This window comes from Morganella sp. B601 (assembly GCF_051172335.1).
Taxonomy (GTDB): domain Bacteria; phylum Pseudomonadota; class Gammaproteobacteria; order Enterobacterales; family Enterobacteriaceae; genus Morganella; species Morganella morganii.
The window spans coordinates 29701-56616 of the sequence record NZ_JBPIZE010000009.1; the positions used below are offsets into that span (position 1 = coordinate 29701).

Here is a 26916-nt window from a genome sequence, read left to right on the forward strand (position 1 = left end):
CACATGCCTGTGAAAAACCGCCTGAGCTTCTTAAGTGAAATTCAGACGGTTTATTAATCGTTCTATTAACGGCTATTCTAAGCCCTTTGTAAAATTAATCTGTTACCTGGTTTGCATAAAACTGTGAGTTATCTCAATTTTTTGAGACAACGCGCACTTTCCGTGAGACGTCAGTCTCAGCCGTCGGTCGGATCGACATCCACATTCCAGCGGACTTTCCGGCTTTCCGGCATCTGCTGAATATACGGAATGGCCTGCGCGACAATTTTCTGCAGCTGACTGCGGGACGGATGCTGTAACAGCAACTGCCAGCGGAAACGTCCGCCGCGTTTGGCCTGGATAGCTGGCAGCGGCCCCATCAGCCAGAAATGCTCATCCCGCAGCGGATGGGATTCGAATAACTGGCGTACCGTCTGCAGGAATGCATTCGCCCGCTGATTATTCTGATCTTCGGCGCGGATCATCACCTGGCTGGTATAAGGTGGCAGACAGACACTCTGCCGCTCATTCAGTGCCTGTGCGGCGAAGGCGGCATAGCCTTTTTCCAGCAGCACGGTCAGCAGCGGATGTTCCGGATGGTGAGTCTGTAAAATGACCTCGCCGCGTTTCCCGGCACGCCCCGCCCGGCCGGAGACCTGGGTGTAGAGCTGTGCAAAGCGCTCCGCCGCGCGGAAATCACCGGAGAACAGTGCGCCGTCGACATCCAGCAGCGCGACAAGGGTGACATCCGGAAAGTGATGCCCTTTGGCCAGCATCTGGGTACCGATCAGGATGCGTGCGCCGCCCTGATGCACATCCGCCAGATGCTGCTCCAGCTCGCCTTTGCGGCTGGTGGTGTCGCGATCCAGCCGTGTGACCGGAATATCCGGGAACAGCGGGGTGATGCTCTCCTCCAGCTGTTCGGTACCCAGCCCGACCGGCACCAGCTGTGTGGAGCCGCACTGCGGACACTGTTTCGGTACCGGGCGCTGGCTGTCACACTGATGGCAGCGCAGCATGCGGTGGTTCTGGTGCAGGGTGTAAAAATGGTCACAACGCGGGCATTCCGCTATCCAGCCGCACTCGTGGCACAGCATTGCCGGAGCAAAGCCGCGCCGGTTGAGGAACAGAATGACCTGATTATCTGCGGCCAGATGGTGGCGGATGCGTTTGATCAGCGGTTGTGACAGCCCGGAGGTCAGCGGCAGCCCTTTCAGGTCGAGCAGATGCTGATCGGCAAGCTGTGCATTTCCCGCCCGCTGCGTCAGCGGCAGGACTTTGTATTTTTTCTGCCGGACATTAAACAGGGTTTCCAGTGACGGGGTCGCCGTTCCCATCACAATCGGAATATCATTTTTCTTGGCGCGGAACACGGCCAGATCACGGGCGTGATAACGCCAGCCATCCTGCTGTTTATAGGAGCCGTCGTGCTCCTCATCGATAATAATGATGCCGAGAGAGGTAAACGGCGTGAACAGCGCGGAGCGGGTACCGATAACAATGGCGGTCTCCCCGCGTTTTGCCCGCAGCCAGACAGCCAGCCGTTCGCTGTCATTCATGCCGGAATGGAGAATATCCACCGGTGCCTGAAAACGGGCGCGGAAACGGGCGATGGTCTGGGGGGTCAGGCCGATTTCCGGCACCAGTACCAGGGCCTGGCGGCCTTCAGCCAGCACATTTTCCAGCACACTGAGATACACCTCGGTTTTCCCGGAGCCGGTCACACCGTCCAGCAGCCAGGGGGAAAACTGATGCTGCTCTGCGCGGATCGCTCCCACAGCGGTGGCCTGCTCGGTATTGAGTTTCAGTCGTTCGCCGGTGACGGCAAATCCCGGCTGCCAGGGTTTGCTCTCCGGCTGCACATCGTTCAGGGTGATCAGGTTTTTCTTTTTCAGTCCCTGCAATGCACTGTCGCTGAGTTCATATTCCGCAGTCTGATGGCGGTAAACAGGCTGACGGCGCAGACAGGCCAGTGCCTGCTGCTGTTTCGGGGAGCGTTTGAGGGTGTGGATATCAATCTCCCGCCCTTCCGGCGTCACTTCCCAGCACCACAGCGGTGCAAAGGCGGCCTCTTTGCCCTGACGCAGCAAAATCGGCATGGCATGAAACAGCACTTCCCCTAACGGATAATGATAATACTGCGCCGCCCAGTTCAGCAGTGGCCACAGATCACCGGGAAACAGCGTGTCATCATCCGGACAGGCAATGACCGGTTTGAGTTTCTCCGGGCTGAAGGTGCTGGTTTCCGCCAGTTCAGCCACAATGCCGACTGCCTGTTTCTGCCGTCCGAACGGCACAATCACCCGTGCCCCCGGTACCGGGCGGGGCATATTATCAGGCAGTAAATAGTCAAATGTTTGTGTCAGAGGTACTGGTAATATCACCCGGACGACTGTCATTATAATGTCCATTATCGGCAGAGCGCCGACGTGTAAAAAATACACAGCGGCGGAAAAGGCGCAAAAGTGTCTGAATAATCACCGGATTTCAGCTTTTCCCCGGTAAAAACAGGGAAATTATCCGCAAAACGGGATCCAGAATACCACGAAAAGACAGCGGATTTCATTGCATGGTTCAGGGAATTTCTGTATGATCCGCCGCCTTTGGTAATTAAAATACCACCGATAACTTATCATCAACACGACGTGTGGTGTCCGGCAAAAAGGCTCGGATAGCGACACGGCCTTAACCGAGGTTTTCCCATGAAAAAAGGTATTCATCCTAACTACGCAGAAATCACTGCAACCTGCTCTTGCGGCAACGTAATGAAAATTAACTCTACCGCAGGTCACAACCTGAACCTGGACGTGTGCGGCGAATGCCACCCGTTCTACACCGGTAAACAGCGTGACGTTGCAAGCGGCGGCCGTGTTGATCGCTTCAACAAACGCTTCAGCGTTCCTTCTGCGAAGAAATAATGGCACTGCGCGGCATGCCGCGCTCTGTTCCATAAAAAACGCCCTGAATGAAAATATTTCACAGGGCGTTTTTTTATGTCTGTTTCCGGGTTGAGAAGTCGTATAACACGCGGATAAAACTCAATATTCCCACGTATCCGGGTCGACCCCATGCTGGCGCATAATTTCTTTCGCCACTTCCGGGATTTCATCACTGCGTTCTTTGCGCAGATCATCATCATCGGGCAGTGGCTGTCCGGTAAAAGCATGCAGAAATGCTTCACATAACAGTTCGCTATTGGTGGCATGACGCAGGTTATTCACCTGGCGGCGCGTGCGCTCATCCGTTAAAATTTTAAGCACTTTCAACGGGATAGAAACTGTAATCTTCTTTACCTGCTCACTTTTTTTGCCATGCTCAGCATAAGGGCTGATATATTCGCCGTTCCATTCAGCCATGGATTACCTTGTTATCTTAGTCAGTTTGAGGAGGAGCCGGGCACAGAAAAGTACCTGACTGATACCGTATTATCCCACTTGTATATATAACCGTAAAGCAGGATGGATGTCCAGACATATTGACGTCTAAATGAACCGCGGATATGCTGATAACTCGTTCGGTTACTGACAGGGAAAGAGGTATGGCACGCAAACCCGCGACAGCGGCAATTCATAACGGACTCAATGAAGAGACCCAATTCGGCTGTGTCATACCGCCGGTGTATCTCTCATCAACCTATAATTTTCCGGCCTTCAACAGCCCGCGTGAACATGATTATTCACGGCGCGGCAATCCCGGGCGGGATATCACCGGGCGTACGCTGGCGGAGCTGGAAGGTGGCGCCGGGGCGGTGGTGACCAGCAGCGGGATGTCAGCACTGCATCTGCTGTTTACCGTGTTTTTGTCACCGGGGGATGTGATTGTGGCCCCTCATGACTGCTACGGCGGCACTTACCGGCTGCTCGACAGTTGTCAGCAGCGCGGCCATTTTACCGTCCGCTTTGCGGATATGAATGACGAGGCATCGCTCAGTGCCGCGCTGGCGGAAAAACCGAAGCTGGTACTGATTGAAACGCCGGGTAACCCGCTGCTGCGTATCACGGATATCGCGGCCGTCAGTGAGAAGGCGCATCAGGCCGGGGCGCTGGTGGCGGCGGATAACACGTTTCTCAGCCCGGCATTACAGCAGCCGCTGGCGCTGGGGGCGGATTTTGTTATTCATTCCTGTACCAAATACCTGAACGGGCACTCCGATGTGGTGGCCGGTGTGGTGATCGCCGCAGACGCAGAGCATTGCGAAACACTGGCGTGGTGGGCCAATAATATCGGTGTGACGCTGGGGGCGTTTGACAGCTATCTGCTGTTGCGCGGTATCCGCACGCTGATCCCGAGGATCACCTTACAGGAAAAAAATGCCGGAATTCTGGCGGATTATCTGGTGCGCCAGCCGCTGGTGAAAAAAGTGTATTATCCGGGACTGGTGACGCATCCCGGGCATGAACTGGCCGCAAAGCAGCAGAAAGGATTCGGCGCAATGCTCAGTTTTGACATTAATGGTGATGAAGCTGCAATTTCCCGCTTTTTATCTCACCTGTCTCTCTTTACACTAGCAGAGTCATTGGGCGGGGTGGAAACGCTGATTTCCCATGCCGCGACCATGACACATGCGGGAATGCCGGAGCAGGCGCGGCATGCAGCGGGAATTTCAGACAGCTTATTACGTATTTCTGCGGGGATTGAGGACAGCGGTGATTTGATTGCTGATCTGGATCGCGCATTTCAGTCAGTGACTAAGGGGTAAGGGTAATCATGAGTGCGTTGGCGATTGATGAAAAAGGGCGTCAGTTACATAAATTCGGCGGCAGCAGCCTGGCAGATGCAAAATGCTATCTGCGGGTGGCGAATATTATGGCGAACTACAGTGAGCCGGATGACCTGATGGTCGTGTCTGCCGCCGGCAGCACCACCAACCAGCTGATTAACTGGGTCAAACTGAGTCAGAGTGACCGCGCTGCCGCAGAGCAGGCGCAACAGACCCTGCAACGCTATCAGACAGCCCTTATCAGTGATTTGCTGCCGGAGATTCAGGCCAATGTCCTGATTTTCCAGTTTAATGATGATATTCACCGCCTGGCGGAACTGCTGAAACACCCGCTGAATGATGTGATTTACGCGGAAGTGGTCGGCCACGGGGAGATCTGGTCTGCCCGTCTGATGGCGCAGGTGCTTCAGGAGCAGGGCATGGCAGCGCAATGGCTGGATGCCCGGACATTCCTGTGCGCGGAGCGGGCGGCTCAGCCGGAAGTCGATACTGCGCGGTCGCAGCCGCTGCTGGCAGAGCTGCTGGCGCTGCATCCGGGTAAACGCCTGGTGGTGACCGGGTTTATCTCCCGTAACCGTGCCGGGGAAACCGTGCTGCTCGGCCGTAACGGCAGTGACTATTCCGCCACTCAGGTCGGTGCGCTGGCCGGGGTGAAAAAAGTGACTATCTGGAGTGATGTCGCGGGGGTTTACAGCTCGGATCCGCGCAAAGTCAAAGATGCCTGTCTGCTGCCGCTGCTGCGTCTGGATGAAGCCAGTGAACTGGCACGTCTGGCGGCACCGGTGCTGCATACCCGCACTTTACAGCCGGTGTCCGTCAGTGATATCGATTTACAGCTGCGCTGCAGTTACCAGCCGGAACAGGGCTCGACAAAAATTGAGCGTGTGCTGGCATCCGGCACCGGGGCGAAGATCGTGACCAACCATGATGAGGTTTGTCTGATTGATATCCGCCTGCCGGCCGGGGATGACGCCAGAGCGCGTTATAAAAGTATTGATCTGCTGCTTAAACGCAGCCAGATCCGTCCGCTGGCGGTCGGACTGCATAATGATGACAATCTTATTCAGCTCAGTTATACCGCCGAAGTGGCAGACAGCGCCCTGCATGTGCTGGAAAGCGCCGGACTGCCGGGCACACTGACACTGCGTGACGGCTTCTCGCTGGTGGCGCTGGTCGGGGCGGGGGTCTGTAAAAACCTCCTGCATTACCACCGTTTTTATCAGCAGCTCAAAGATCAGCCGGTGGAGTTTATCTGGCAGGCCGAGGACGGCATCAGCCTCGTGGCTATTCTGCGCACCCGTCAGACCGGGCATGTGATTCAGGGTCTGCACCAGAGCCTGTTCCGTGCGGAAAAGCAGATCGGCCTGATGGTGTTCGGCAAAGGCAATATCGGCAGCCGCTGGCTGGAACTGTTTGCGCGTGAGCAGAGTAATCTCTCTGCCCGCAGCGGGTTTGAATTTGTTCTCGCCGGGGTGGCGGACAGCGAAAGAGCGCTGCTCAGCTATGACGGGCTGGATCCGAGCCGCGCACTGGCTTTCTTCAATGAGGAAGCAGAGCCGATCGCCGATGAGGACACCCTGTATCTGTGGATGCGCAACCATCCGTTTGATGACCTGGTGATTATCGACCTGACTGCCAGCCAAACCCTGGCGGAAAGCTACGCCGATTTTGCCGCGTACGGTTTCCATGTCATCAGCGCCAACAAAATTGCCGGGGCGGCAAAAACCCGCGATTACCGCCAGATCCGCGATGCATTCCGCAAAACCGGGCGTCACTGGCTGTACAACGCCACTGTCGGTGCGGGACTGCCGATCAACCACTGTGTGCGGGATCTGCATGAAAGCGGAGACAGCATTATTGCGATCAGCGGGATCTTCTCCGGTACGCTCTCCTGGCTGTTCCTGCAATTTGACGGCACTGTGCCGTTCAGTGAACTGGTGGAACAGGCCTGGCAGCAGGGGCTGACCGAACCGGATCCGCGTATTGATTTATCCGGCCGGGATGTGATGCGCAAGCTGATTATCCTCGCCCGTGAAGCCGGGTATGAAATTGAGCCGGAAGATGTCCGTGTGGAATCCCTGGTGCCGGAAGCGGCACAGGAAGGCACACCGGATCACTTCTTCGAGAATGTCACTGCGCTGAATGAACAGATGGCCTGCCGCCTGGAAGCTGCCCGTGAAATGGGCATGGTGCTGCGCTACGTGGCCCGTTTTGATGCCAACGGCAAAGCGCGGGTCGGGGTGGAAGCGGTCCGGCCTGATCATCCGCTGGCCGCACTGCAGCCGGGGGATAATCTCTTTGCGGTGGAAAGCCGCTGGTACCGCGATAATCCGCTGGTGATCCGCGGGCCTGGAGCCGGACGTGATGTTACTGCCGGGGCGATTCAGTCAGATTTAAACCGTCTGGCACAATTGCTGTAATTCATCGGATTCCGACTATCACCGGGGTTAAATAGTCTTAAAAAGTTACTATACGGGACAAAAAATGACGATAACGGGAATTGTCTTATTACGTTTATAGTACAGGGTTGGTATAAATAGCGCATGGTGATGTTTCAAGATGGACATATAACCATTATGGATGATGGCTGTGACAGGATGTCATGGTAAGGATATGCACCGGACGTGCTTCTTCTGACAGGAAGTCAGGCTAAGGACAGAAACAATCCCGGCGGGATGCGATTAACGGATTTAATTGCATCCCGTTACTATTTTTACTTCCCGCAGTTTTCTGTTAACGGTTTCCCGTTACACTTCCCCGCTGAATTTTTCCCCGCCGGACTGAGGATTTTCGCTCAGGCTGAATCGTTACTATTTTTGCCTTAATTCGCGATATCTGTCTGTGACGTTTGTTTTTCCCTTTCATTATGCTGGCGGGACGGATTTTTACCCGATAATCCGGCACCTGCCGGTGCGCAACATGATAGCAGCACGGTAATTAAATCTGATAAAGTCCTTTCAAAGCGCGTTTTTTTTGATATGAATATAGGGCAGAGATAAATGCAAGGGAACGGCGTCACAAAATAAGAATTAATCCGTCGTATGAAATCACTAAGATGTACAGGACAGAGAACTGCCGGCTGAAAGTTCCTCACCGGCGGTCATAGGATTCTGCCGTCAATAAGGGTCAGGGGTCGTATGAATCAACAATATTCCGCAATGCGCAGTAACGTCAGTATGCTCGGGAAACTACTCGGAGACACGATCAAAGAGGCCCAGGGTGAACATATTCTCGAGAAAGTAGAATCCATCCGTAAGTTATCCAAAGCGTCACAGGCCGGTAATGAAATCCAGCGGCAGAAGCTGCTGATGACACTGCAAAATCTATCCAATGAAGAACTGCTGCCGGTTGCCCGCGCATTTAACCAGTTCCTGAATTTAACCAACGTGGCGGAGCAGTATCACAGCATTTCGCCGCACGGTGAGGCGGCCAGTAATCCGGTTGCCCTGGCGGCGCTGTTTGATCAGCTGAAAGCCAAAAACTTTACCAATGAAGAGATGCGCAAGGCCGTGGATGAGCTCTCTATTGAGCTGGTGCTGACCGCACATCCGACCGAAATTGCCCGCCGTACCCTGATCCACAAACTGGTGGCGGTGAACACCTGTCTTGCACAGCTGGATCATGATGACCTGGCTGATTATGAGCATGATCGTATTATGCGCCGTCTGCGTCAGCTGGTGGCACAGGCCTGGCACACTGATGAAATCCGCAAAGACCGTCCGACACCGCTTGATGAAGCGAAGTGGGGCTTTGCTGTGGTGGAAAACAGTCTGTGGGAAGGAGTTCCGGCGTTCCTGCGCGAGTTTAACGAGCAGCTCGAGGCATCACTGGATTACAACCTGTCCGTGGAAGCCACACCGATCCGCTTTACCTCCTGGATGGGCGGTGACCGTGACGGTAACCCGAATGTTACGGCAGATATCACCCGGCGCGTGCTGACCCTCAGCCGCTGGAAGGCTGCTGATCTTTTCTATAATGACATTCAGGTGCTGGTCTCCGAGCTCTCCATGAGCGAGTGCACGCCGGAGCTGCGTGAGCGCGTGGGTGAGGATGCCGCCGAGCCGTACCGCGTTATCACCAAACAGTTGCGTGCCCGTCTGAAAAGCACACTGGACTATCTGGAGCGCTGCCTGGCCGGTGAACCGGCTATCAAACCGGATAACCTGCTGACCGATAACGAAGAGCTATGGGAGCCGCTGTATCTCTGCTACCGCTCACTGGTTGAGTGCGGCATGAAGATTATTGCCAACGGTCAGTTGCTGGATACCCTGCGCCGTATCCGCTGCTTCGGTCTGCAGCTGGTGCGTATTGATGTGCGCCAGGAAAGTACCCGTCATACCGAAGCGCTGTCTGAACTGACACAGTATCTCGGCCTCGGGGATTACGCCGCCTGGCCGGAAGAGGAAAAACAGGAATTCCTGTTGCGTGAACTCCAGTCAAAACGTCCGCTGGTGCCGCAGAACTGGGAGTGCAGTAATGAAACCCGCGAAGTTTTTGATACCTGCCGGGTGATTGCCGAATCACCGGAAAATTCTGTCGCCTCCTATGTGATTTCGATGGCAAAAGTGCCGTCGGATGTCCTGGCGGTCAAACTGCTGCTGAAAGAATCCGGCAGCCCGGTCACATTGCCGGTCGCACCGCTGTTTGAAACTCTCGATGACCTTAATAACGCAGAGAGTGTCATAACCCGCCTGCTGAGCATCGACTGGTACCGCAATCTGATTAATGACCGCCAGATGGTGATGATCGGTTACTCTGACTCTGCCAAAGATGCCGGGGTAATGGCGGCGTCCTGGGCACAATACCGCGCTCAGGATGCACTGATTAAAGTCTGCGCCCGTGAAGGCGTGACACTGACGCTGTTCCACGGACGCGGGGGCACCATCGGCCGCGGCGGTGCACCGGCACACGCCGCACTGCTCTCACAGCCGCCGGGAAGCCTGAAAGGCGGTCTGCGTGTGACAGAGCAGGGTGAGATGATCCGCTTTAAGTTTGGTCTGCCGCAGGTCACTATCAGCAGCCTGGCAATGTATGCCAGCGCCAGCCTGGAAGCCAATCTGCTGCCGCCGCCGGAGCCGAAACCGGAGTGGGCCGCGATTATGGATCGCCTCTCTGATGTCTCCTGTGAGATGTACCGCGACTATGTCCGCGAACAGCCGGATTTTGTCCCGTATTTCCGTGCGGCCACCCCGGAGCAGGAGCTGGGTAAACTGCCGTTGGGATCCCGTCCGGCAAAACGCCGTCCGACCGGTGGTGTGGAAACCCTCCGTGCAATTCCGTGGATTTTTGCCTGGTCGCAAAACCGTCTGATGCTGCCGGCCTGGCTGGGTGCGGGCGCGGCTCTGAAAACCGCCGTGGATGAAGGCAACCGGGCAATGCTGGAAGTGATGTATTACCAGTGGCCATTCTTCAGAACCCGTATCGGTATGCTGGAAATGGTGTTTGCCAAAGTCGATTTATGGCTGGCGGAATACTATGACCAGCGCCTGGTGGAGCCGCGCCTGTGGCCGCTGGGGGCAAAATTGCGCGAACAGTTATCACAGGATATTAAGAGCGTCCTGATGATTTCCAAAGATGAGCAGTTAATGGCGGATCTGCCGTGGATTGCAGAATCTATCGCCCTGCGTAACGTATACACCGACCCGCTGAACGTCCTGCAGGCCGAACTGCTGCACCGCTCACGTGAATGCGAGCAGTCAGATCCGCAGGTAGAGCAGGCCCTGATGGTGACTATTGCTGGTATTGCTGCCGGGATGCGTAATACCGGCTGATATTATCAGCACGTCTTTTTTACTCCGGATGGCCGCTTTTATCAGCGGCCATTTTTTTGACATTTTCCTGCCGGAAAAGGGTTGTTTGTTATCTGATTTAATATTATATAATAATATATATTATTAATATCTATAACAGAGGTGACTATGTCCTACTACAAAGATGTGATCAAAGATATCGCCGGCAACATGCAGGAATTACACAAAAATATTCCGGACGTGATGGGAGCATTTATGTCCATCATGCAAAGCAGCACCGCTGACGGCGCACTGGATAAAAAAACCAAAGAGCTGATAGCCGTGGCGATTGCCGTTGCCAACCGCTGTGACGGTTGCATTGGTTTTCATACCAAAACGCTGGTGGAGCTGGGGGTAACAGAGCAGGAATTATCAGAAGCCCTGGGTATTGCTATCGGCATGGGCGGCGGGCCGTCCGTGATGTATGCGGCGAATACATTAAAGGCATTTAAAGAGTTCTCATAAACGCCTTACCTTTCGCTGTGACGGATGCTCACGATCCGGCGACATACTGATATATGTGCCCGGATCGTGATAAATTATGCCACGCAGGCCGCCGGGCGGACACCCAGGGTATGGCAGATAGCGTAAGTCAGTTCCGCACGGTTCAGGGTGTAGAAGTGGAAATCTTTTACGCCTTCACGGCTGAGCAGTTTCACCATCTCCATTGCTACGGAAGCCCCGACCAGCTTGCGGGATTCCGGGTCATCATCCAGCCCTTCAAACATGGTGCCGAGCCAGCCCGGGATGCGGACATTAGTCATTCCTGCAAAGCGTTGTAACTGCCTGAAGTTAGAGACCGGCAGAATACCCGGTACAATCTCCACATCAATCCCCGCCGCCGCGCAGCGGTCACGGAAACGCAGATAGGTGCTGACATCAAAGAAAAACTGCGTGATAGCGCGATCTGCACCGGCATCAATTTTCTTTTTCAGGTTAATCAGGTCTGACTGCGCACTGCGTGCTTCCGGATGCACTTCCGGGTAAGCGGCGACGGAAATATCAAAATCGGCGACCGATTTTAACAAACCGACCAGGTCAGCGGCATACATATCCGGTTTGCTGCTGCTGTCCGGCAGGTCGCCGCGCAGCGCCACAATATGGCGGATGCCGTTATCCCAGTAATCTCCGGCGATAGTTTTCAGCTCATCACGGGTGGCATCAATACAGGTCAGGTGCGGAACAGCAATCAGCCCGGTTTTCTCTTTGATACTTTTAATCACCGAATGGGTGCGGTCCCGCTCGCCGGAGTTCGCCCCGTAAGTGACGGAAACAAATTTCGGCTTCAGCACACTGAGACGTTCGATGGACTGCCACAGGGTTTTTTCCATTTCCGGTGTGCCCGGCGGAAAGAATTCAAAGGATACGGCCACACGGCCGGCCAGTTCTGCCAGGTTCTGATTCAGTGCTTCGTGCTGGTCTATATGTAAAAAACTCATCGCTGCCTCCGCGGTCGTACGTGGCGCAAATACCCTTATTCATTCAAACTGCAGGTTCGTTGGCTGCATCCTGAATGACGTTGGGTATATATCCCGGCACGTGATTATTTGAATGTCTATACGTTTAGACGTCTGGATGTAGATTACGGGATGAATTGGTTAAACGTCAACCACTAATTGTCACAATGCGGGTGAGGGTTTCTCACACACTGCATGAAAGATTGTCATGATGAGGGAAAAGTGCGGACAGGCGGGCTGTCCGCTGAGAAGAATTATTCGGGGGTTTTGCAGCAGAAATGGGTGACAAGCTGGGCCAGCAGTTCGCGGGTCGGCTCAATAAAGCGGGTTTCGAGAAACTCATCCGGCTGATGCGCCTGTTCAATCGACCCGGGGCCGAGCACCAGGGTCGGGCACAGATCCTGAATAAACGGTGCTTCGGTGCAGTAATTCACCGTCTGCGCTTTTTCGCCGAGCAGGTTTTCAATCACACCGACCATTTTATGATCCGTCGGGCAGGCGTAACCCGGGATCGGCGCATGCAGCTCCTCAATCGCCAGCCGTCCCGGCCAGCGTTGTTTCACCGGCTCCAGCGTGGTATTGAGCATGTCATCAATATCGCTGAGGGTCATGCCCGGCAGCGGGCGGATATCCATATGCAATTCACAGCAGCCGCAGATACGGTTTGCCGCATCACCACCATGAATATGACCGAAATTCATGGTCGGATACGGGATAACAAACGCCGGGTTATTGAATTTTTCTTTCAGCTCGTTACGCAGCGACATCAGGTGCGTGATGGATTCATTCATCAGCTCAATCGCATTGACACCGCGCTCCGGGTCACTGGAATGACCGGACTGACCGGTAATGCGGATAGCATTGGAGAGGTGGCCTTTGTGTGCCCGCACCGGCTGTAACGAGGTGGGTTCGCCGATAATGGCAAAGGACGGGCGGATAGCGGCATTGGCGGCAAAATAGCGCGCCCCGGCCATGGTGGTTTCTTCATCTGCGGTGGCGAGGATATAGAGCGGGTGCTGCAAATCCTTCACACTGATATCACGCAGTGCATCGAGGATAAAGGCGAAGAAACCTTTCATATCCGCCGTTCCCAGCCCGTACAGCTTGTTGTTCTGCTCTGTCAGGGTGAAGGGATCTTTGCTCCAGCGGCCTTCATCAAACGGGACGGTATCGGTGTGGCCACACAGCAGCAGACCGCCGTCGCCATCTCCGAGACTCGCGAGCAGATTGAACTTGCCGCGCGTTTCCGGAACGGGTTGCACCTCGACATCAAACCCCAGGGTTTCAAACCAGGTCGCCAGCAGATTGATAACAGTTTCATTGCTCTGATCAGATTCCGCTTCCGTGGAACTGATGGAAGGTGCCGCGATGAGCTGACGATAAATCTCAATAAATGCAGGTAATTTAATATTCACTGTTGACAGCCTTTAGTCATAATAGTATCAATATTCATGCAGTTTATGTGAATAAAAATACATTGTTTGTGTTTCAGGTACAAGGTGAAGATAACTTATGTTGAAAACGCTGATTATCGGTGCCAGCGGATATACCGGTGCAGAGCTCGCTGCTTATATCCGGCGCCATCCGCAGACGGAACTGACCGGCCTGATGGTTTCTGCCAATAGTGCGGATGCCGGAAAATGCTTTTCGGATCTGCATCCGCAGTTCAGAGGCCTGGTGGATCTGCCGCTGGAGCCGCTGACAGACCCGGCTGCCGTTGCACAAAATACCGATGTGGTGTTCCTGGCAACCGCCCATGAGGTCAGCCATGACCTCGTGCCGGTTTTCCTTGCGGCAGGTTGCACGGTGTTTGATCTTTCAGGCGCTTACCGCGTTCAGCAGGATAATTTTTACCCACAATACTACGGATTTGAACACAAACATACCGCCTTATTGGCGCAGGCCGTGTACGGGCTGGCGGAATGGCAGCATGACAACATCCGCACCGCGCAGCTGATTGCCGTGCCGGGCTGTTATCCGACGGTCTCCCAGCTGGCGCTGAAACCGCTGCTGGATAATGACTTACTGAATCTGACCCAATGGCCGGTGATTAATGCCACCAGCGGCGTGAGCGGCGCGGGGCGTAAAGCCGCGCTGAATAACAGTTTTTGTGAGGTGAGTCTGCAACCCTACGGGCTGTTTACTCACCGGCATCAGCCGGAAATTGTCGCGCATCTCGGCACCCCGGTGATTTTTACCCCGCATCTCGGCAACTTTAAGCGCGGGATCCTGGCAACCATCACCTGCAGACTGAAAAGCGGCGTCACCGCAGAGCAGGTCAGCGCGGCCTATCACAAGGCCTATGACGACAAACCGCTGGTGCGGGTGTATGACCACGGCGTACCGGCACTGAATGCCGTTGTCGGCCAGCCGTTCTGCGACCTGGGCTTTGCCGTGCAGGGAGAGCATCTGATTGTCGCTGGCGCAGAGGATAATCTGCTCAAAGGGGCTGCTGCTCAGGCGGTTCAGTGCATGAATATTCGTTTTGGCTTTAATGAAACGCTGTCCCTGCTGCCACAGTAAGCAGACAGCCCGGCTCACTCTTTTATCTGACGGAAAACGGAAATGGAACCATTAGTCATCAAATTAGGCGGTGTGTTACTGGACAGCGAAGAAGCTCTCGGGCGTTTATTCACCGCACTGGCCGCATACCGGGCGTCAAATGACCGCCGCATCGTCATCGTTCACGGCGGCGGCTGCGTGGTGGATGAACTGATGGCGAAATTACAGTTACCGGTGGTGAAAAAGCAGGGACTGCGGGTCACCCCGGCGGATCAGATAGATATTATCACCGGGGCGCTGGCGGGCAGTGCCAACAAAACACTGCTGGCGTGGGCGACCCGTTATCAGCTCAACGGTACCGGCTTGTGTCTCGGGGATGGTCAGAGTGTGAAAGTCACACCACTAAGTGATGAACTGGGCCATGTCGGTAAAGCGGAACCCGGCAGCCCGGTTCTGCTGAATCTGTTACTGAACAACGGTTTTCTGCCGGTCATCAGTTCCATCGGCATCACGGAAGACGGACTGCTGATGAATGTGAATGCGGATCAGGCGGCTACCGCCATTGCGGAAACGCTGGGCGCGGATCTGGTCCTGCTGTCGGATGTCAGCGGCATCCTGGACGGCAAAGGACAGAAAATCAAAGCACTCGATGGTGTACATGCACAGAAAATGATCGACGACGGCATTATCACCGACGGCATGATTGTAAAAGTGAATGCGGCGCTGGAAGCGGCGGCCACACTGGGGCGCCCGGTGGATATCGCCTCCTGGCGTCATGCGGATCAGCTGCATTTATTATTTGATGGCGAAGCCATCGGCACGCGGATTTCCGCGTAATCCGGATTATCAGCACATTGGCAGAATCACTCCGCAGCGGCGGATAACATTTACTGAAAGGACAGGGTTATGACAGAGGCAAAAAAAACAGGCATTAAAAAAATCGTACTGGCTTACTCCGGCGGTCTGGATACATCGGCGATTATTCCGTGGCTGAAAGAGCATTATGATAACTGCGAAGTGGTGGCATTTGTCGCCAATATCGGCCAGAGCGCGGAAGATCTCGACGGTGTTGAGCAGAAAGCACTGAACTCCGGCGCATCTTCCTGCTATGTCGTCGATCTGCGCGAAGAATTTATCAAAGATTTTGTCTATCCGGTGCTGAAAAGCGGCGCACTGTATGAAGGTAAATATCTGCTCGGTACATCGATGGCGCGGCCGATTATCGCCAAAGCCCAGGTGGAGCTGGCACTGAAAGTCGGCGCGGATGCCCTGGCACACGGTGCGACTGGCAAAGGGAATGACCAGGTGCGTTTTGAGGGAACCTACACCGCTCTGGCGCCACAGCTGAAAGTCATTGCGCCGTGGCGTGAGTGGGATCTGCGTTCCCGTGAGGCTCTGCTGGATTACCTGAAAGTCCGTAATATCCCGACCACCGCGACCCTGGAAAAAATCTACAGCCGTGATGAAAATGCGTGGCATATCTCTACCGAAGGCGGCGTGCTGGAAAGTCCGTGGAATCAGTCGAATGCCGATTGCTGGGTGTGGACCGCAGATCCGCAGGAAGCCCCGGATCAGCCGGAGCTGGTCACTGTCACCATTAAGGCCGGTGAAGTCACCGGGGTGAACGGTAAAGCACTGTCTCCGTATAACTGCCTGAATACCCTGAATGAACTGGGTGCGAAACACGGTATCGGCCGGATCGATATTATTGAAAACCGGCTGGTGGGCATGAAATCCCGCGGCTGTTATGAAACCCCGGGGGGCACCATCATGATGGCGGCACTGCGCGGACTGGAAGAAATCATCCTTGACCGCGACAGCTTCAAATGGCGTCAGCAGATTGGTCTGGAGATGTCCTATGTGGTGTATGACGGCCGCTGGTTTGCCCCGCTGCGTAAATCCATTCAGGCAGCTGCGGATTCCCTGGCGGAAGAGGTCAGCGGTGAAGTGGTGCTGAAACTCTATAAAGGACAGGTCACGGCGATTCAGAAACAATCCGCCAACAGCCTCTATTCCGAAGAGTTCGCCACTTTCGGCGAAGATGATGTGTATGACCACAGCCATGCGGGCGGCTTTATCCGCCTGTATTCACTCTCCTCGCGGATCCGTGCACTGAAAGCACAGAAATAACCGGCGGGAGACAGGGAGATTATGCACAGGGACGTGCATCAGACTGATTTATCATTAAAAACAGAAAGGGAAAATGTATGGCACTGTGGGGCGGACGCTTCAGTCAGGAAGCAGATCAACGGTTCAAACAATTCAACGACTCGCTGAGATTCGACTATCGTCTGGCGGAGCAGGATATCACCGGCTCTGTGGCCTGGTCGAAAGCACTGGTGACGGTCAATGTGCTGACCGCACAGGAGCAGGCGGCGCTGGAGCAGGCACTGAATGAGCTGCTGGCGGAAGTGCAGGCTGACCCGCGTGCCATTCTGCGCAGTGATGCGGAAGATATCCACAGCTGGGTGGAAGGCAAACTGATCGGCAAAGTCGGCGATCTGGGGAAAAAACTCCACACCGGACGCAGCCGTAACGACCAGGTGGCCACGGATTTAAAACTGTGGTGCAAAGAGGCGGTCAGCCAGATCCTCGCGGCATTGCAGGAATTACAGCAGGCGCTGGTGCTGACGGCAGAACAGAATCAGGATGCGGTGATGCCGGGCTACACCCACTTACAGCGGGCACAGCCGGTGACATTTGCCCACTGGTGCCTGGCGTACAGTGAAATGCTGGCGCGGGATGAAAGCCGTGTCCGCGATGCCCTGGCGCGTTTTGATTACAGCCCGCTCGGCTCGGGTGCGCTGGCCGGAACCGCGTATGCCATCGACCGGGAACAGCTGGCCGGCTGGCTGGGATTCGCCGGTGCGACCCGCAACAGCCTCGACAGCGTGTCTGATCGCGACCATGTGCTGGAACTGCTCAGTGATGCGGCGATCAGCATGGTGCATCTCTCCCGCTTTGCTGAAGATATGATTTTCTTCAACAGCGGCGAAGCAGCGTTTATTGAATTATCCGACCGCGTCACCTCCGGCTCTTCTCTGATGCCGCAGAAAAAGAACCCGGATGCTCTCGAGCTTATCCGTGGCAAATGCGGCCGGGTGCAGGGCGCACTGACCGGCATGATGATGACCCTCAAAGGTCTGCCGCTCGCCTATAACAAGGATATGCAGGAAGACAAAGAAGGGCTGTTTGATGCACTCGACAGCTGGCTGGACTGCCTGCATATGGCGGCACTGGTACTGGAAGGCATTCAGGTGAAACGTCCGCGCTGCGAGGAAGCGGCCAAACAGGGCTATGCCAACGCGACAGAACTGGCGGATTACCTGGTGGCAAAAGGCGTTCCGTTCCGCGAGGCGCATCATATTGTCGGTGAAGTGGTGGTCGGCGCGATAGCAAAAGGTGTGGCGCTGGAGGAAATGCCGCTGACAGAATTGCAGGAATTCAGTCCGGTAATTGCCCTGGATGTGTATGACATCCTGTCACTTCAGTCCTGTCTGGAAAAACGCTGTGCGAAAGGCGGTGTTTCACCGGAGCAGGTGGCTGCGGCTATCAGTGAAGCCAAAATCCGGCTGAAACTGGTGTGACATAATACATTGTCCCCGGATCACGCGCTGTTCCCCGTGATCCGGGGTTTTTATTTATTATCATCAGTATATTTTTTGCATATAACGCGAAGGCCATATTTCGGCCGGTGATACATTCAGGAAATCCGCAATAATCTTTTCTCCTTTCGGCCAGCGCCGGGCAAGGGCATTATTCAGTGTCGATGGCCGTAATCCGGCATTACGCGACAGTGCCGACAATGATGTTCCTCTTTTTTTGATGGCGGCAATAATATCCGCCGGATGCCAGTCTTGTGCTTTACTCATATTTATTCCTTTATTAATTAATCTGACTAAATTTAGTGAGTATTTAATATCATGCTAATTAGTGATATTAGTTCTGAAATTAAAGGGTAAGTTAAATTATAAATTTTAAAATACGAGTAAATTGAGGGGTTGTAATTTCATTTCACTATGCTAAACATTAAAGTGATTCAACGTGAATACACTTGCACAGGGAATAATATGAATATTCAAAGTATCGCAATGGAAGAATTATGTAATAATCTGACAAATGATTTTTCTCAATATTTTGATTGGAATGATATGGGTATTAATTATTCCAGAATTAATCTTTCTGAAAAATCTGTCAATGTATTATCCAGTGACTACGACTGGCTGCTGACATTCTGGGGGGATGATATGGATTTACGTATCGGTGAACGCCTGAGTGCAGGAATTCAGTACTGGAGCAACTACAGTGATGAGTACAGAACGGTTTTACGGAAGGGAAAAAACAGTCAGTTTAAAGTAGATTTCTGTACGAAGCACGGCGATTTATTTGAGATTGTGTCCATTAACTCAGGAGAAAAATTATCTGTCGCGGATATGATGACCATCTATAAATGGAAGCCGGTTATTTCTGATTACGCAGACAGGCTCTGGCAGAAAAAAGAAGAATTAATTTTACCGTTGCGGGCAGAGATAAATGAATCTGATAATGAAAGTGACCGGATAAATAATGACTCTGCTGATATTTTAGATATCCACCAATATATGCGTTTCGGCAATATCCGTTTTACCCGCAAAGAAATCCTCACCATCCGGTTATTATTATCCCATCGTAAAGTAAAAGAGATCAGTGCAGTGCAGGGATGTTCAGAAGCATCAGAGCATAAACGTATTCAGCGGATAAAAGAAAAACTGGGCTGCCCGCATGCCTCGTCCGGCGGGGTGTTTCATGCACTGAAAGAAAACGGGATCACACTGGCGTGCCTGGATACGCTGGTGAGTCTGCCATAAGCCATTTGTACAAATAACAACGCAACAGAACGGGCTGCCGGGCAGCCCGTCTTTATCAGGATCAAAGGGAACTGAGAATGAAATGGAGATACCGGCTGGGTGCCGTGGCAGGGAATGCACTGGAGTATTACGATATCGCGGTTTTTGCGGCAATCTCCGTATATCTCAGCGCTGAACTTGAAAGGCTGGGTTATGAATCAGCAACCGAAATGGTCTGGGGAATATTTGCGCTGCGTTTTCTGGCACGTCCGATCGGCGGCTATATTATCGGGCGTTATGCGGACAGAGCAGGGAAAAAAGCGGCATTGGTTTTAACCAGCCAGATTACCGGCGTTGCAACATTATGTATGGCGCTGTTACCCGTTCATTTGCTGGGTTCTTATACACCGATTGCGATTCTGCTGCTGCAGATGGTGTTGTCTTTCAGCTTTGCCGGAGAAAATCCGTCGCTGATGACATATTTATTCAGTGATGCAAAGAAAAATGAATATGCCAGAATTTCCGCCCTGATTGTCGGCAGTTCTGTTACCGGCGTTATTGTGTCTCTCGGATTGGTGCTGGTACTGGAAAATATGCTCACACCTGAGATGATGCAAACTGTCGGCTGGCGGATCCCGCTGCTGGTCGGAGTGCTTAATATAATTATGAGTTTCTGGTTCCGCACCAGGTTACCTGCACTGCCGGTGCAATCTGTTATCACAAAGCGCGTTGACGGCCTGCGGGCATTACTGATTTTCCTGATGACCGTGCCGGGGTCTGCGGTATTCTATTCTTATAATATGTCTTCTTCACTTGTACGGGATCATATCGGGGCGGAATCCCTGAAAAGCAGTTATGCGATTTTTTCATCCTGTTTATATCTGTGCTGTATTCTGACCTGCGGGTGGCTGACGGATAAATACAGCTCAGCAGAAAAGGTGTTTAAAAGCGCGTCAGCGGCACTGGTCATTTTTTCTGTCCCGCTTTATTTCTTACTCAGCAGCGAACAAACCGCCCTGGTCATTACCGCTCAGTTGATCCTGACCATTAATGCGTCCTGTATCTCCTGCACACTGGCATCGGTGATCGCCGGTATTTCCCGTGGTCACACCACCACCTTAAGTCTGGGTTATAACCTGGCATCCACCCTGATCGGCGGATTTACCCCGTTAATTATCGGCTGGCTGGTGTCATATAACCTGACATATGCCGGGGTGTATATTGCCGCCTCCGGTCTGACCGTCATGCTTTCTTACCGGTTAATGCGGAATGGTGATGTAAAGGTATACGCTTACCGGTAACGCTATGGATTTTCTGTCTGTTTCCGTCCTGCGATTTAAGCTCGACTAACAATGCAGTTGCGTTATGATAGTTATCAATTGATTTTATCTATTAATCGCAGACGGAGACACAGGCATGAATATCCGGGATTTGGAATATCTGGTGGCACTTTCTGAGCATAATCACTTTCGCCGCGCGGCAGATGCCTGTCATGTCAGCCAGCCGACACTGAGCGGACAGATCCGCAAGCTCGAGGATGAACTGGGTGTGATGCTGCTGGAGCGAACCAGCCGCAAAGTCCTGTTTACCCAGCAGGGAATGCTGCTGGTGGATCAGGCCCGGACCATTCTGCGTGAAGTGAAAATCCTCGAGGAAATGGCCTCCCTTCAGGGAGAAAGCATGGCAGGGCCGCTGCATATCGGGCTGATCCCGACAATCGCCCCGTATCTGCTGCCGCATATCATTCCGGAACTGCACCGGCTGTGGCCGAAGCTCGAGATGTATCTGCATGAAGCCCAGACTCATCAGTTGCTGGCACAACTGGACAGCGGGAAACTCGACTGCGCGATTCTGGCGCGGGTAAAAGAAACCGGCAGCTTTATTGAAGAGCCGCTGTTTAATGAGCCGATGAAACTGGCGATTTATGATGAGCACCCGTGGGCATCCCGTCAGGAAGTGGAAATGCATGAACTGGCGGGGGAAAAACTGCTGATGCTGGAAGACGGACACTGTCTGCGTGATCAGGCGATGGGATTCTGTTTCCAGGCAGGGGCGCGGGAAGATACCCACTTCCGGGCGACGAGTATGGAAACCCTGCGCAATATGGTGGCGGCAGGCAGCGGTATCACGTTACTGCCGGACCTGGCGATTCCGCCGGAGCACAAACGCGACGGCGTGTGTTATCTCTCCTGCACGAATCCTGAGCCTTTCCGTGAAGTGATCCTGGTTTACCGTCCGGGGTCGCCGCTGCGCAGCCGTTACAGCCAGCTGGCAGAGGCTATCCGTGCAAAAATGTGCGCTTATTACCAGCAGGAGCCTGCGGCTTAAAATAAGCGGTTAAGTCCGTTCAGTGCGGCAACCCGGTAAGCTTCCGCCATTGTCGGGTAGTTGAAGGTGGTATTGACGAAATAATCGATGGTATTACCTTCACCTTTCTGTTCCATAATCGCCTGGCCGATGTGGATAATCTCAGCCGCACGCTCGCCGAAGCAGTGGATCCCCAGAATCTGCCGGGTTTCGCGGTGGAACAGAATTTTCAGGCTGCCCGCATCCAGCCCGGCGATTTGCGCCCGCGCCAGATGTTTGAACTGTGCCCGGCCCACTTCATACGGGATCTTCATCGCCGTCAGCTGCTGCTCTGTTTTGCCGACTGAGCTGATTTCCGGAATGGTGTAAATCCCGGTCGGGATATCCTCTATCAGATGCAGCGGCGCATTGCCGTCATGAGTAATAGCACGGGCGGCAATCCGCCCCTGGTCATAGGCCGCCGAGGCGAGGCTCGGGTAGCCGATAACATCCCCGACTGCATAAATCGCCGGATTACTGGTCTGGTAAGTATCATTGACACTGATGAGTCCCCGGCTGTCAGCGGTGATCCCGACATGCTCAAGACCGAGACTATCCGTGTTACCGGTGCGGCCGTTGGCAAAGAGCAGGCAGTCAGCCTTCACTTTTTTCCCGGAGCGGAAGTGAATAATCACACCGTCATCCGTACCTTCAATCCGCTCATACTCTTCATTCTGGCGGATAACCACGCCGTTGTTCCAGAAATGATAGGTGAGTGCGTCCGACATTTCCTGGTCGAGAAACGCCAGCAGACGGTCGCGGGTGTTGATCAGATCCACTTTCACACTCAGGCCACGGAAAATAGAGGCATATTCACAGCCGATAACCCCGGCGCCATAAATGATGACATGGCGCGGTTCATGTGTCAGTGACAGAATGGTGTCGCTGTTATAAATGCGGGAGTGGCTGAAATCCACATCCGGCGGGCAGTACGGGCGTGAACCGGTGGCGATAACCACATTCTCCGCGCGGAGAATATCGCAGCTGCCGTCACTGTAGCGCACACGGACATCACCCTCTTCGGTGAATTTAGCTTCGCCGCAGAACATGGTACAGCCGTTGCGCTCGTAAAAACCACGGCGCATGCCGGTCTGCTGGGTAATAACCCGGCCGGCGTGAGCCAGGATTTCGGAAAATGAAGATTTCAGAACCCGGGAGTTATCACTGTACAGCGGATTCTGGTTAAATTCGATAATACGGCTGACCGCGTGGCGCAGCGCTTTGGAAGGAATCGTTCCCCAGTGGGTACAGCCGCCGCCGACGTCATCATAACGCTCAATTACGGCAACCCGTTTTCCCTGCTTCACAAGTCCCATTGCCACACCCTCACCACCCGGGCCGGAGCCGATGACAATGGCGTCAAACTGGTTCTGTTGCATATGAGAAGTAACCTGTTTATACATAAGTTAACAACATCATCTTAACATCAGATGGAAAATCAGCCTATGATTAGTAAGGTTTACAGGTCACACTTCGGGAAATCTTTTTTTCAGTAATTTCACCGGCCATAAGCTAATCATCACTGAAAAAAGTATTAAGTTTGTTATATTGATCCGTCTGAATAAATTGAGAGTCTGAATTCCGTGAGTAACGTGATTGGTGTAAGAGCAAAACAGAAAGAAAAAACCCGCCGGGCCCTGATTGAAGCCGCCTTCAGTCAGCTCAGCGCCGAGCGCAGCTTCACCAGTCTGAGCCTGCGCGAGGTTGCCCGTGAAGCCGGGATCGCCCCGACCTCTTTTTACCGTCATTTCAAAGATGTGGATGAACTGGGGCTGACGATGGTGGATGAGAGCGGGCTGATGCTGCGTCAGCTGATGCGTCAGGCGCGTCAGCGTATCGCCAAAGGCGGGAGTGTGATCCGGACATCAGTTGCGACATTTATGGAGTTTATCGGTAATAACCCCAACGCTTTCAGGTTATTATTGCGTGAGCGCTCCGGCACATCTGCGGAATTCCGTGCAGCGGTCGCACGGGAAATCCAGCATTTTATTGCAGAACTGGCAGACTATCTGGAACTGGAAAGTAAAATGCCGCGTCAGTTTACTGAATTGCAGGCAGAATCGATGGTGACCATCGTTTTCAGCGCCGGTGCGGAAGCACTGGATATTGATCCGGAAAAGCGGGCGCACCTGGAAGAGCGGCTGGTATTACAGCTGCGGATGATCGCCAGAGGCGCGTATTACTGGTACCGCCGCGAACAAGAGAAAATGCATGACCCCGATTACAACACCCCATTAATCTGACACTCATCACCAAGGAGAACGTTATGACGGAACAACATCGCCGTGACAAAGGAACCTTACTGCTCGCATTTATTGTCGGGCTTTCAGTACACGGTACTTTTTCAGCACTTTTTAATTCCGCAGTCCATTTTTCGGTTTTTCCGGTTCTGGCATTGTGCCTTGCGGTCTATTGTTTCCATCAGCGTTACCTTAACCAGATGCTGCCGGAAGGTATGCCGAAACTGGTGACCGGTACGTTCTTCCTGGGTCTGTTCTCCTATAACGCCCTGATGCGCGCAGAATATCCGGAAGCCGGATCAAACTACTTTTCTGCCGTCTTTATTGTGATTATCGCCTTGTGGCTTTACCGGGCGATGAAACAGCGCCGTGCCACCGGGCAGGATGAAGTAACAGAGTAATCGCGGCAATTTACTGATTATACCCCCGGTGGCAACCCGCTGCCGGGGGTTTTTTGTGTCTGCTTTATTGTTCCGGCCGGACAATCCCCAGGCAGACCGCCTCTTCTTTGGCGCCCGGCTGTGACTGATAGACCACCTGTTTACGCTTTGCGATAACCAGATCCGGCCAGTCTTCCAGGGCACCGGTAAACGGCTCGTCCGCACAGGTCCGGTTTATTTTGCCGATCAGCAGCGCACCGTGACGGCGGATATCATCCCGGGTGACATGCAGATTATAAATATTGGTCGCCCGGTAATCATGGCCAAACTCATTGAGCCATGGCTGAAGTGTTTCCGGCTGATGTTTACCGTAAAACGTTACCCATTCATGCAGATATTCCCCGCCGGTGTATTTCAGTGGTTTTCCGGTTTCCTGTTCCCACCAGCTTTCTGCCTCAGCCGTAAAAGTTTTCATCCCGATATTTTTTTGCCCGGCATCGCGGATATTGAGGCTCATCACTGCGGCATAGCCTGTGATAACGATAACCGCAAAGACTATCAGCCCGTTCATCACGTTTTTCAGCGGTTTTACCGGCGGCGTGACCACAGAGCAGATCAGTGCCGGAATGCACAGCAGAACAAAAGGTTGCAGCCACTCGGTAATACGTCCGCCTTTATGGAAGGTGAACCAGACATAAATCACCGCGAGTGGTGCCAGAATCATAATATTAATAAGCCGCCGTGCCTGTTCTTTCGGCCAGCCGAAACGGCCGCCTTTCAGGCGGATAATGACGGCAATAATGATCAGCGGATAGAACACCGTAAACAGCGAACCGGTGGTTTTCAGGGTCAGGCCGGTTTTAATCTGTGAATCGACCCATTTAAAGGCGGCAAAATCATTATTTACCAGCCAGATAACATTCGGGACGACCAGTGCAAACCAGATAGCTATCGCAGCATAAAACCAGGGGGAACGGTAACTTTCCCGCGCTTTCGGCACAAACAGGGTGAAGAGAAAGGCCATCCCGGTGAGTGCGAGCGTGGAATATTTCCCCATGGTCGCCAGTCCGGATGTCAGTGCAAAACCAATCCACCAGGCCGGATTGTCATAAACGGCGCGGACAAAAAAGTACAGCATCCACGGCCAGAAGGTGACCAGGATATAGTTATCATTGTAAGGGATTAAATCGAAATTAATGATCCCCGACAGATTCAGTGACAACAGTGCCAGCCAGGCATAATCAGAACGCTGTGTGAGGCGGTGTGTCAGATACCACACCCCGCACATACCAATACCGATGCCGGTAAAATGAATGAAGTACCAGTAAAAATCGGCGGCAATAAGGTCAGGGAAGGCAATGACCGGGTACATCAGCATACCGACCAGCCACGGATTTTTCGGTGCACCCCATTCACCGGTTTTGCCCCAGTTCAGGGCTTCCACGGCATCGTAGGGTACCGTCGGATCCAATCCGTAGCTGACAATAATCCAGAGCGTGGCATAAGCAGTGACCCAAAACCAGACAGGGCGGTGCGACGTTTGTTGTGAAAAGTGCATAATTCTATATCTTGGTTAAAATAATGGTTGTGTTCATTATTCACCCGGAGGCGAAATGATAGATCGTTTTGACGGAAATCAGGGTAAACTAGCCGCCAGCGAATCATTGTCATGGCTGCGGGCAGCCCGGAAGCCATGAATATAGTTTTGTACTGTTCATTTACGTGGTAAATGTTAACACAAATTAATCAGTTATTTTTAAGCGAGTAAGGTATATGGCCGCTATTTCAAAAAAACCAGCCCGGTCACGGACACCAAAGAAAAGCCGTGAGGAGCTCAACGCGGAAGGCCGTGAACGCAAACGGCAGAAAAAACACCGCGGTAATCCGTCCGGTGCCCGTCAGCAGGATGATGCCCGCAAGACCGGCCGTGGTGCGGAGAATGCGGTTGCTGATCCGCGTATCGGCAGTAAAAAACCGGTTCCGCTGTTTGCGGAAGGTAAAACCTCCGTCAAACCGGCGGTAAAAAAACCGGCTGAGCCGGTCAAAGCCAGACTGTCTCCTGAAGAGGAACTGGCAAAACTCGAGAATGATGAGCGTCTCGATGCACTGTTGCTGCGCCTGGAGAACAACGAAACCCTGACCGCAGAAGAAAACACCTACGTTGATACCATGCTGGAACGTATCGACGCGCTGATGGAAAAACTCGGTATTTCTCTTGATGAAGATGATGATGAAGAGAAAACCGACGACATCATGCAACTGCTGAAAGGGCGCTGATCCTCAGTTATTTTGCTGAAACCGGCGGTACTGCATCAAAACCGGCGTAACGGGCGACTGTTATGCCGGTTTTCTTATTTTAAGCCTACGTGTTTGCCGTGTTGCCTGCCTTAACAGAGGATTAAATACCGTCCGGCGGCGGTTATCTGCAATATCAGCGCTGTTTTTCTGTGACAGTTATGGCAGATATCTTACTGAAAATAATAAATAATTCTGAAGAATAATACGGAGTTATGCTGATGCCGCATGTAACTGTACACTCTGGGTGATTTACGGCCTTAAAGTGAAAGATTTGCCGGTTGCGGTCGCCAATGCCCCCGGTGTTCTGTCCGGATTAGCGGCAATGCTGACCGCCTTATAGCGATTCGCCTGATTATCCGTCTGTGGCACGATCATATTA

Annotated in this window: 22 protein-coding genes; 15 read left to right on the forward strand and 7 right to left on the reverse strand. The window is 53.2% G+C overall.

Annotation, left to right across the window (positions count from 1 at the left end):
* Positions 1 to 176 precede the first annotated feature (176 nt).
* Complete coding sequence (gene priA, locus ACSBQN_RS17850; RefSeq protein ID WP_152696944.1) at positions 177 to 2378, reverse strand: primosomal protein N'; 2202 nt, start codon at positions 2376 to 2378, stop codon at positions 177 to 179.
* Between the two features lie 303 nt (positions 2379 to 2681).
* Between priA and rpmE the strand changes: the two genes are divergently transcribed.
* Complete coding sequence (rpmE, locus tag ACSBQN_RS17855) at positions 2682 to 2897, forward strand: 50S ribosomal protein L31 (protein WP_015422394.1); 216 nt, start codon at positions 2682 to 2684, stop codon at positions 2895 to 2897.
* Between the two features lie 120 nt (positions 2898 to 3017).
* On the opposite strand, the gene metJ is transcribed toward rpmE, so the two are convergent.
* On the reverse strand, positions 3018 to 3335 hold the full coding sequence (gene metJ, locus ACSBQN_RS17860) for a met regulon transcriptional regulator MetJ (protein WP_004236602.1): 318 nt from the start codon (positions 3333 to 3335) through the stop codon (positions 3018 to 3020).
* A 182-nt stretch (positions 3336 to 3517) separates the two neighbouring features.
* Between metJ and metB the strand changes: the two genes are divergently transcribed.
* From metB to ACSBQN_RS17880, 4 genes are all read left to right on the forward strand, one after another.
* Complete coding sequence (metB, locus tag ACSBQN_RS17865; RefSeq protein WP_024473646.1) at positions 3518 to 4678, forward strand: cystathionine gamma-synthase; 1161 nt, start codon at positions 3518 to 3520, stop codon at positions 4676 to 4678.
* An 8-nt stretch (positions 4679 to 4686) separates the two neighbouring features.
* Positions 4687 to 7119 carry a bifunctional aspartate kinase/homoserine dehydrogenase II gene (locus ACSBQN_RS17870; protein ID WP_214168002.1) on the forward strand — a complete coding sequence of 811 codons (2433 nt, stop codon included), beginning with the start codon at positions 4687 to 4689 and terminating at the stop codon, positions 7117 to 7119.
* A gap of 717 nt (positions 7120 to 7836) precedes the next feature.
* Positions 7837 to 10470: a phosphoenolpyruvate carboxylase gene (gene ppc / locus ACSBQN_RS17875; protein WP_024473644.1), complete on the forward strand. Its 2634-nt coding sequence runs from the start codon at positions 7837 to 7839 to the stop codon at positions 10468 to 10470.
* A gap of 147 nt (positions 10471 to 10617) precedes the next feature.
* Positions 10618 to 10953: a carboxymuconolactone decarboxylase family protein gene (locus ACSBQN_RS17880; RefSeq protein WP_024473643.1), complete on the forward strand. Its 336-nt coding sequence runs from the start codon at positions 10618 to 10620 to the stop codon at positions 10951 to 10953.
* A 74-nt stretch (positions 10954 to 11027) separates the two neighbouring features.
* Here the strand turns inward: ACSBQN_RS17880 and metF are convergent, their stop codons facing one another.
* Positions 11028 to 11927 carry a methylenetetrahydrofolate reductase gene (gene metF, locus ACSBQN_RS17885; protein ID WP_024473642.1) on the reverse strand — a complete coding sequence of 300 codons (900 nt, stop codon included), beginning with the start codon at positions 11925 to 11927 and terminating at the stop codon, positions 11028 to 11030.
* Between the two features lie 272 nt (positions 11928 to 12199).
* On the reverse strand, positions 12200 to 13360 hold the full coding sequence (gene argE / locus ACSBQN_RS17890) for an acetylornithine deacetylase (protein ID WP_024473641.1): 1161 nt from the start codon (positions 13358 to 13360) through the stop codon (positions 12200 to 12202).
* A 97-nt stretch (positions 13361 to 13457) separates the two neighbouring features.
* Between argE and argC the strand changes: the two genes are divergently transcribed.
* The 4 genes from argC (at position 13458) to argH (ending at position 18034) form a co-directional block, all read left to right on the forward strand.
* The gene (gene argC, locus ACSBQN_RS17895; protein WP_214189430.1) at positions 13458 to 14468 is read left to right on the forward strand and encodes an N-acetyl-gamma-glutamyl-phosphate reductase; all 1011 of its coding nucleotides are present in this window, start codon (positions 13458 to 13460) and stop codon (positions 14466 to 14468) included.
* 42 nt (positions 14469 to 14510) lie between these two features.
* Positions 14511 to 15284, forward strand: a complete 774-nt coding sequence (argB, locus tag ACSBQN_RS17900) for an acetylglutamate kinase (RefSeq protein WP_152696947.1) — start codon at positions 14511 to 14513, stop codon at positions 15282 to 15284.
* A gap of 69 nt (positions 15285 to 15353) precedes the next feature.
* Entirely contained in the window at positions 15354 to 16577 is a 1224-nt protein-coding gene (locus ACSBQN_RS17905; RefSeq protein ID WP_152696948.1) for an argininosuccinate synthase, read from the forward strand.
* A gap of 77 nt (positions 16578 to 16654) precedes the next feature.
* Positions 16655 to 18034, forward strand: coding sequence for an argininosuccinate lyase (argH, locus tag ACSBQN_RS17910; RefSeq protein WP_004240777.1), 1380 nt, complete (start codon positions 16655 to 16657; stop codon positions 18032 to 18034).
* 63 nt (positions 18035 to 18097) lie between these two features.
* Here the strand turns inward: argH and ACSBQN_RS17915 are convergent, their stop codons facing one another.
* A complete protein-coding gene (locus tag ACSBQN_RS17915; RefSeq protein WP_108943367.1) occupies positions 18098 to 18319 on the reverse strand; it encodes a helix-turn-helix domain-containing protein in 222 nt (73 codons plus the stop codon).
* 198 nt (positions 18320 to 18517) lie between these two features.
* Here ACSBQN_RS17915 and ACSBQN_RS17920 point away from each other — a divergent pair, with 198 nt between their 5' ends.
* The 3 genes from ACSBQN_RS17920 (at position 18518) to oxyR (ending at position 21601) form a co-directional block, all read left to right on the forward strand.
* Entirely contained in the window at positions 18518 to 19294 is a 777-nt protein-coding gene (locus tag ACSBQN_RS17920) for a helix-turn-helix transcriptional regulator (RefSeq protein ID WP_152696950.1), read from the forward strand.
* Positions 19295 to 19371: 77 nt separating this feature from the next.
* Positions 19372 to 20574: an MFS transporter gene (locus ACSBQN_RS17925; protein WP_201893586.1), complete on the forward strand. Its 1203-nt coding sequence runs from the start codon at positions 19372 to 19374 to the stop codon at positions 20572 to 20574.
* 115 nt (positions 20575 to 20689) lie between these two features.
* On the forward strand, positions 20690 to 21601 hold the full coding sequence (gene oxyR / locus ACSBQN_RS17930; protein WP_004236590.1) for a DNA-binding transcriptional regulator OxyR: 912 nt from the start codon (positions 20690 to 20692) through the stop codon (positions 21599 to 21601).
* Here the strand turns inward: oxyR and sthA are convergent.
* Entirely contained in the window at positions 21598 to 22998 is a 1401-nt protein-coding gene (sthA, locus tag ACSBQN_RS17935) for a Si-specific NAD(P)(+) transhydrogenase (RefSeq protein ID WP_024473637.1), read from the reverse strand. The genes oxyR and sthA overlap by 4 nt on opposite strands.
* A 213-nt stretch (positions 22999 to 23211) precedes the next feature.
* On the opposite strand from sthA, the gene fabR reads away from it, so the two are divergent.
* Together fabR and ACSBQN_RS17945 are read left to right on the forward strand one after the other, a co-directional pair.
* Positions 23212 to 23862: an HTH-type transcriptional repressor FabR gene (fabR, locus tag ACSBQN_RS17940; protein ID WP_108657558.1), complete on the forward strand. Its 651-nt coding sequence runs from the start codon at positions 23212 to 23214 to the stop codon at positions 23860 to 23862.
* A gap of 23 nt (positions 23863 to 23885) precedes the next feature.
* Positions 23886 to 24260 carry a YijD family membrane protein gene (locus ACSBQN_RS17945; RefSeq protein WP_004236587.1) on the forward strand — a complete coding sequence of 125 codons (375 nt, stop codon included), beginning with the start codon at positions 23886 to 23888 and terminating at the stop codon, positions 24258 to 24260.
* A gap of 64 nt (positions 24261 to 24324) precedes the next feature.
* On the opposite strand, the gene ACSBQN_RS17950 is transcribed toward ACSBQN_RS17945, so the two are convergent.
* Positions 24325 to 25797, reverse strand: coding sequence for a glycosyltransferase family 39 protein (locus ACSBQN_RS17950; RefSeq protein WP_024473635.1), 1473 nt, complete (start codon positions 25795 to 25797; stop codon positions 24325 to 24327).
* A gap of 215 nt (positions 25798 to 26012) precedes the next feature.
* On the opposite strand from ACSBQN_RS17950, the gene yihI reads away from it, so the two are divergent.
* Positions 26013 to 26516 (forward strand): Der GTPase-activating protein YihI, encoded by a 504-nt coding sequence (gene yihI, locus ACSBQN_RS17955; protein ID WP_004236585.1) that lies wholly within the window; start codon positions 26013 to 26015, stop codon positions 26514 to 26516.
* Positions 26517 to 26916: the final 400 nt, after the last annotated feature.

Coding starts and splice junctions, on each gene's coding strand:
- priA (WP_152696944.1), bottom strand. CDS start 2,378: ATGACAGTCGTCCGGGTGATATTACCAGTACCTCTGACACAAACATTT.
- rpmE (WP_015422394.1), top strand. CDS start 2,682: ATGAAAAAAGGTATTCATCCTAACTACGCAGAAATCACTGCAACCTGC.
- metJ (WP_004236602.1), bottom strand. CDS start 3,335: ATGGCTGAATGGAACGGCGAATATATCAGCCCTTATGCTGAGCATGGC.
- metB (WP_024473646.1), top strand. CDS start 3,518: ATGGCACGCAAACCCGCGACAGCGGCAATTCATAACGGACTCAATGAA.
- ACSBQN_RS17870 (WP_214168002.1), top strand. CDS start 4,687: ATGAGTGCGTTGGCGATTGATGAAAAAGGGCGTCAGTTACATAAATTC.
- ppc (WP_024473644.1), top strand. CDS start 7,837: ATGAATCAACAATATTCCGCAATGCGCAGTAACGTCAGTATGCTCGGG.
- ACSBQN_RS17880 (WP_024473643.1), top strand. CDS start 10,618: ATGTCCTACTACAAAGATGTGATCAAAGATATCGCCGGCAACATGCAG.
- metF (WP_024473642.1), bottom strand. CDS start 11,927: ATGAGTTTTTTACATATAGACCAGCACGAAGCACTGAATCAGAACCTG.
- argC (WP_214189430.1), top strand. CDS start 13,458: ATGTTGAAAACGCTGATTATCGGTGCCAGCGGATATACCGGTGCAGAG.
- argB (WP_152696947.1), top strand. CDS start 14,511: ATGGAACCATTAGTCATCAAATTAGGCGGTGTGTTACTGGACAGCGAA.
- ACSBQN_RS17905 (WP_152696948.1), top strand. CDS start 15,354: ATGACAGAGGCAAAAAAAACAGGCATTAAAAAAATCGTACTGGCTTAC.
- argH (WP_004240777.1), top strand. CDS start 16,655: ATGGCACTGTGGGGCGGACGCTTCAGTCAGGAAGCAGATCAACGGTTC.
- ACSBQN_RS17915 (WP_108943367.1), bottom strand. CDS start 18,319: ATGAGTAAAGCACAAGACTGGCATCCGGCGGATATTATTGCCGCCATC.
- ACSBQN_RS17920 (WP_152696950.1), top strand. CDS start 18,518: ATGAATATTCAAAGTATCGCAATGGAAGAATTATGTAATAATCTGACA.
- ACSBQN_RS17925 (WP_201893586.1), top strand. CDS start 19,372: ATGAAATGGAGATACCGGCTGGGTGCCGTGGCAGGGAATGCACTGGAG.
- oxyR (WP_004236590.1), top strand. CDS start 20,690: ATGAATATCCGGGATTTGGAATATCTGGTGGCACTTTCTGAGCATAAT.
- sthA (WP_024473637.1), bottom strand. CDS start 22,998: ATGCAACAGAACCAGTTTGACGCCATTGTCATCGGCTCCGGCCCGGGT.
- ACSBQN_RS17945 (WP_004236587.1), top strand. CDS start 23,886: ATGACGGAACAACATCGCCGTGACAAAGGAACCTTACTGCTCGCATTT.
- ACSBQN_RS17950 (WP_024473635.1), bottom strand. CDS start 25,797: ATGCACTTTTCACAACAAACGTCGCACCGCCCTGTCTGGTTTTGGGTC.
- yihI (WP_004236585.1), top strand. CDS start 26,013: ATGGCCGCTATTTCAAAAAAACCAGCCCGGTCACGGACACCAAAGAAA.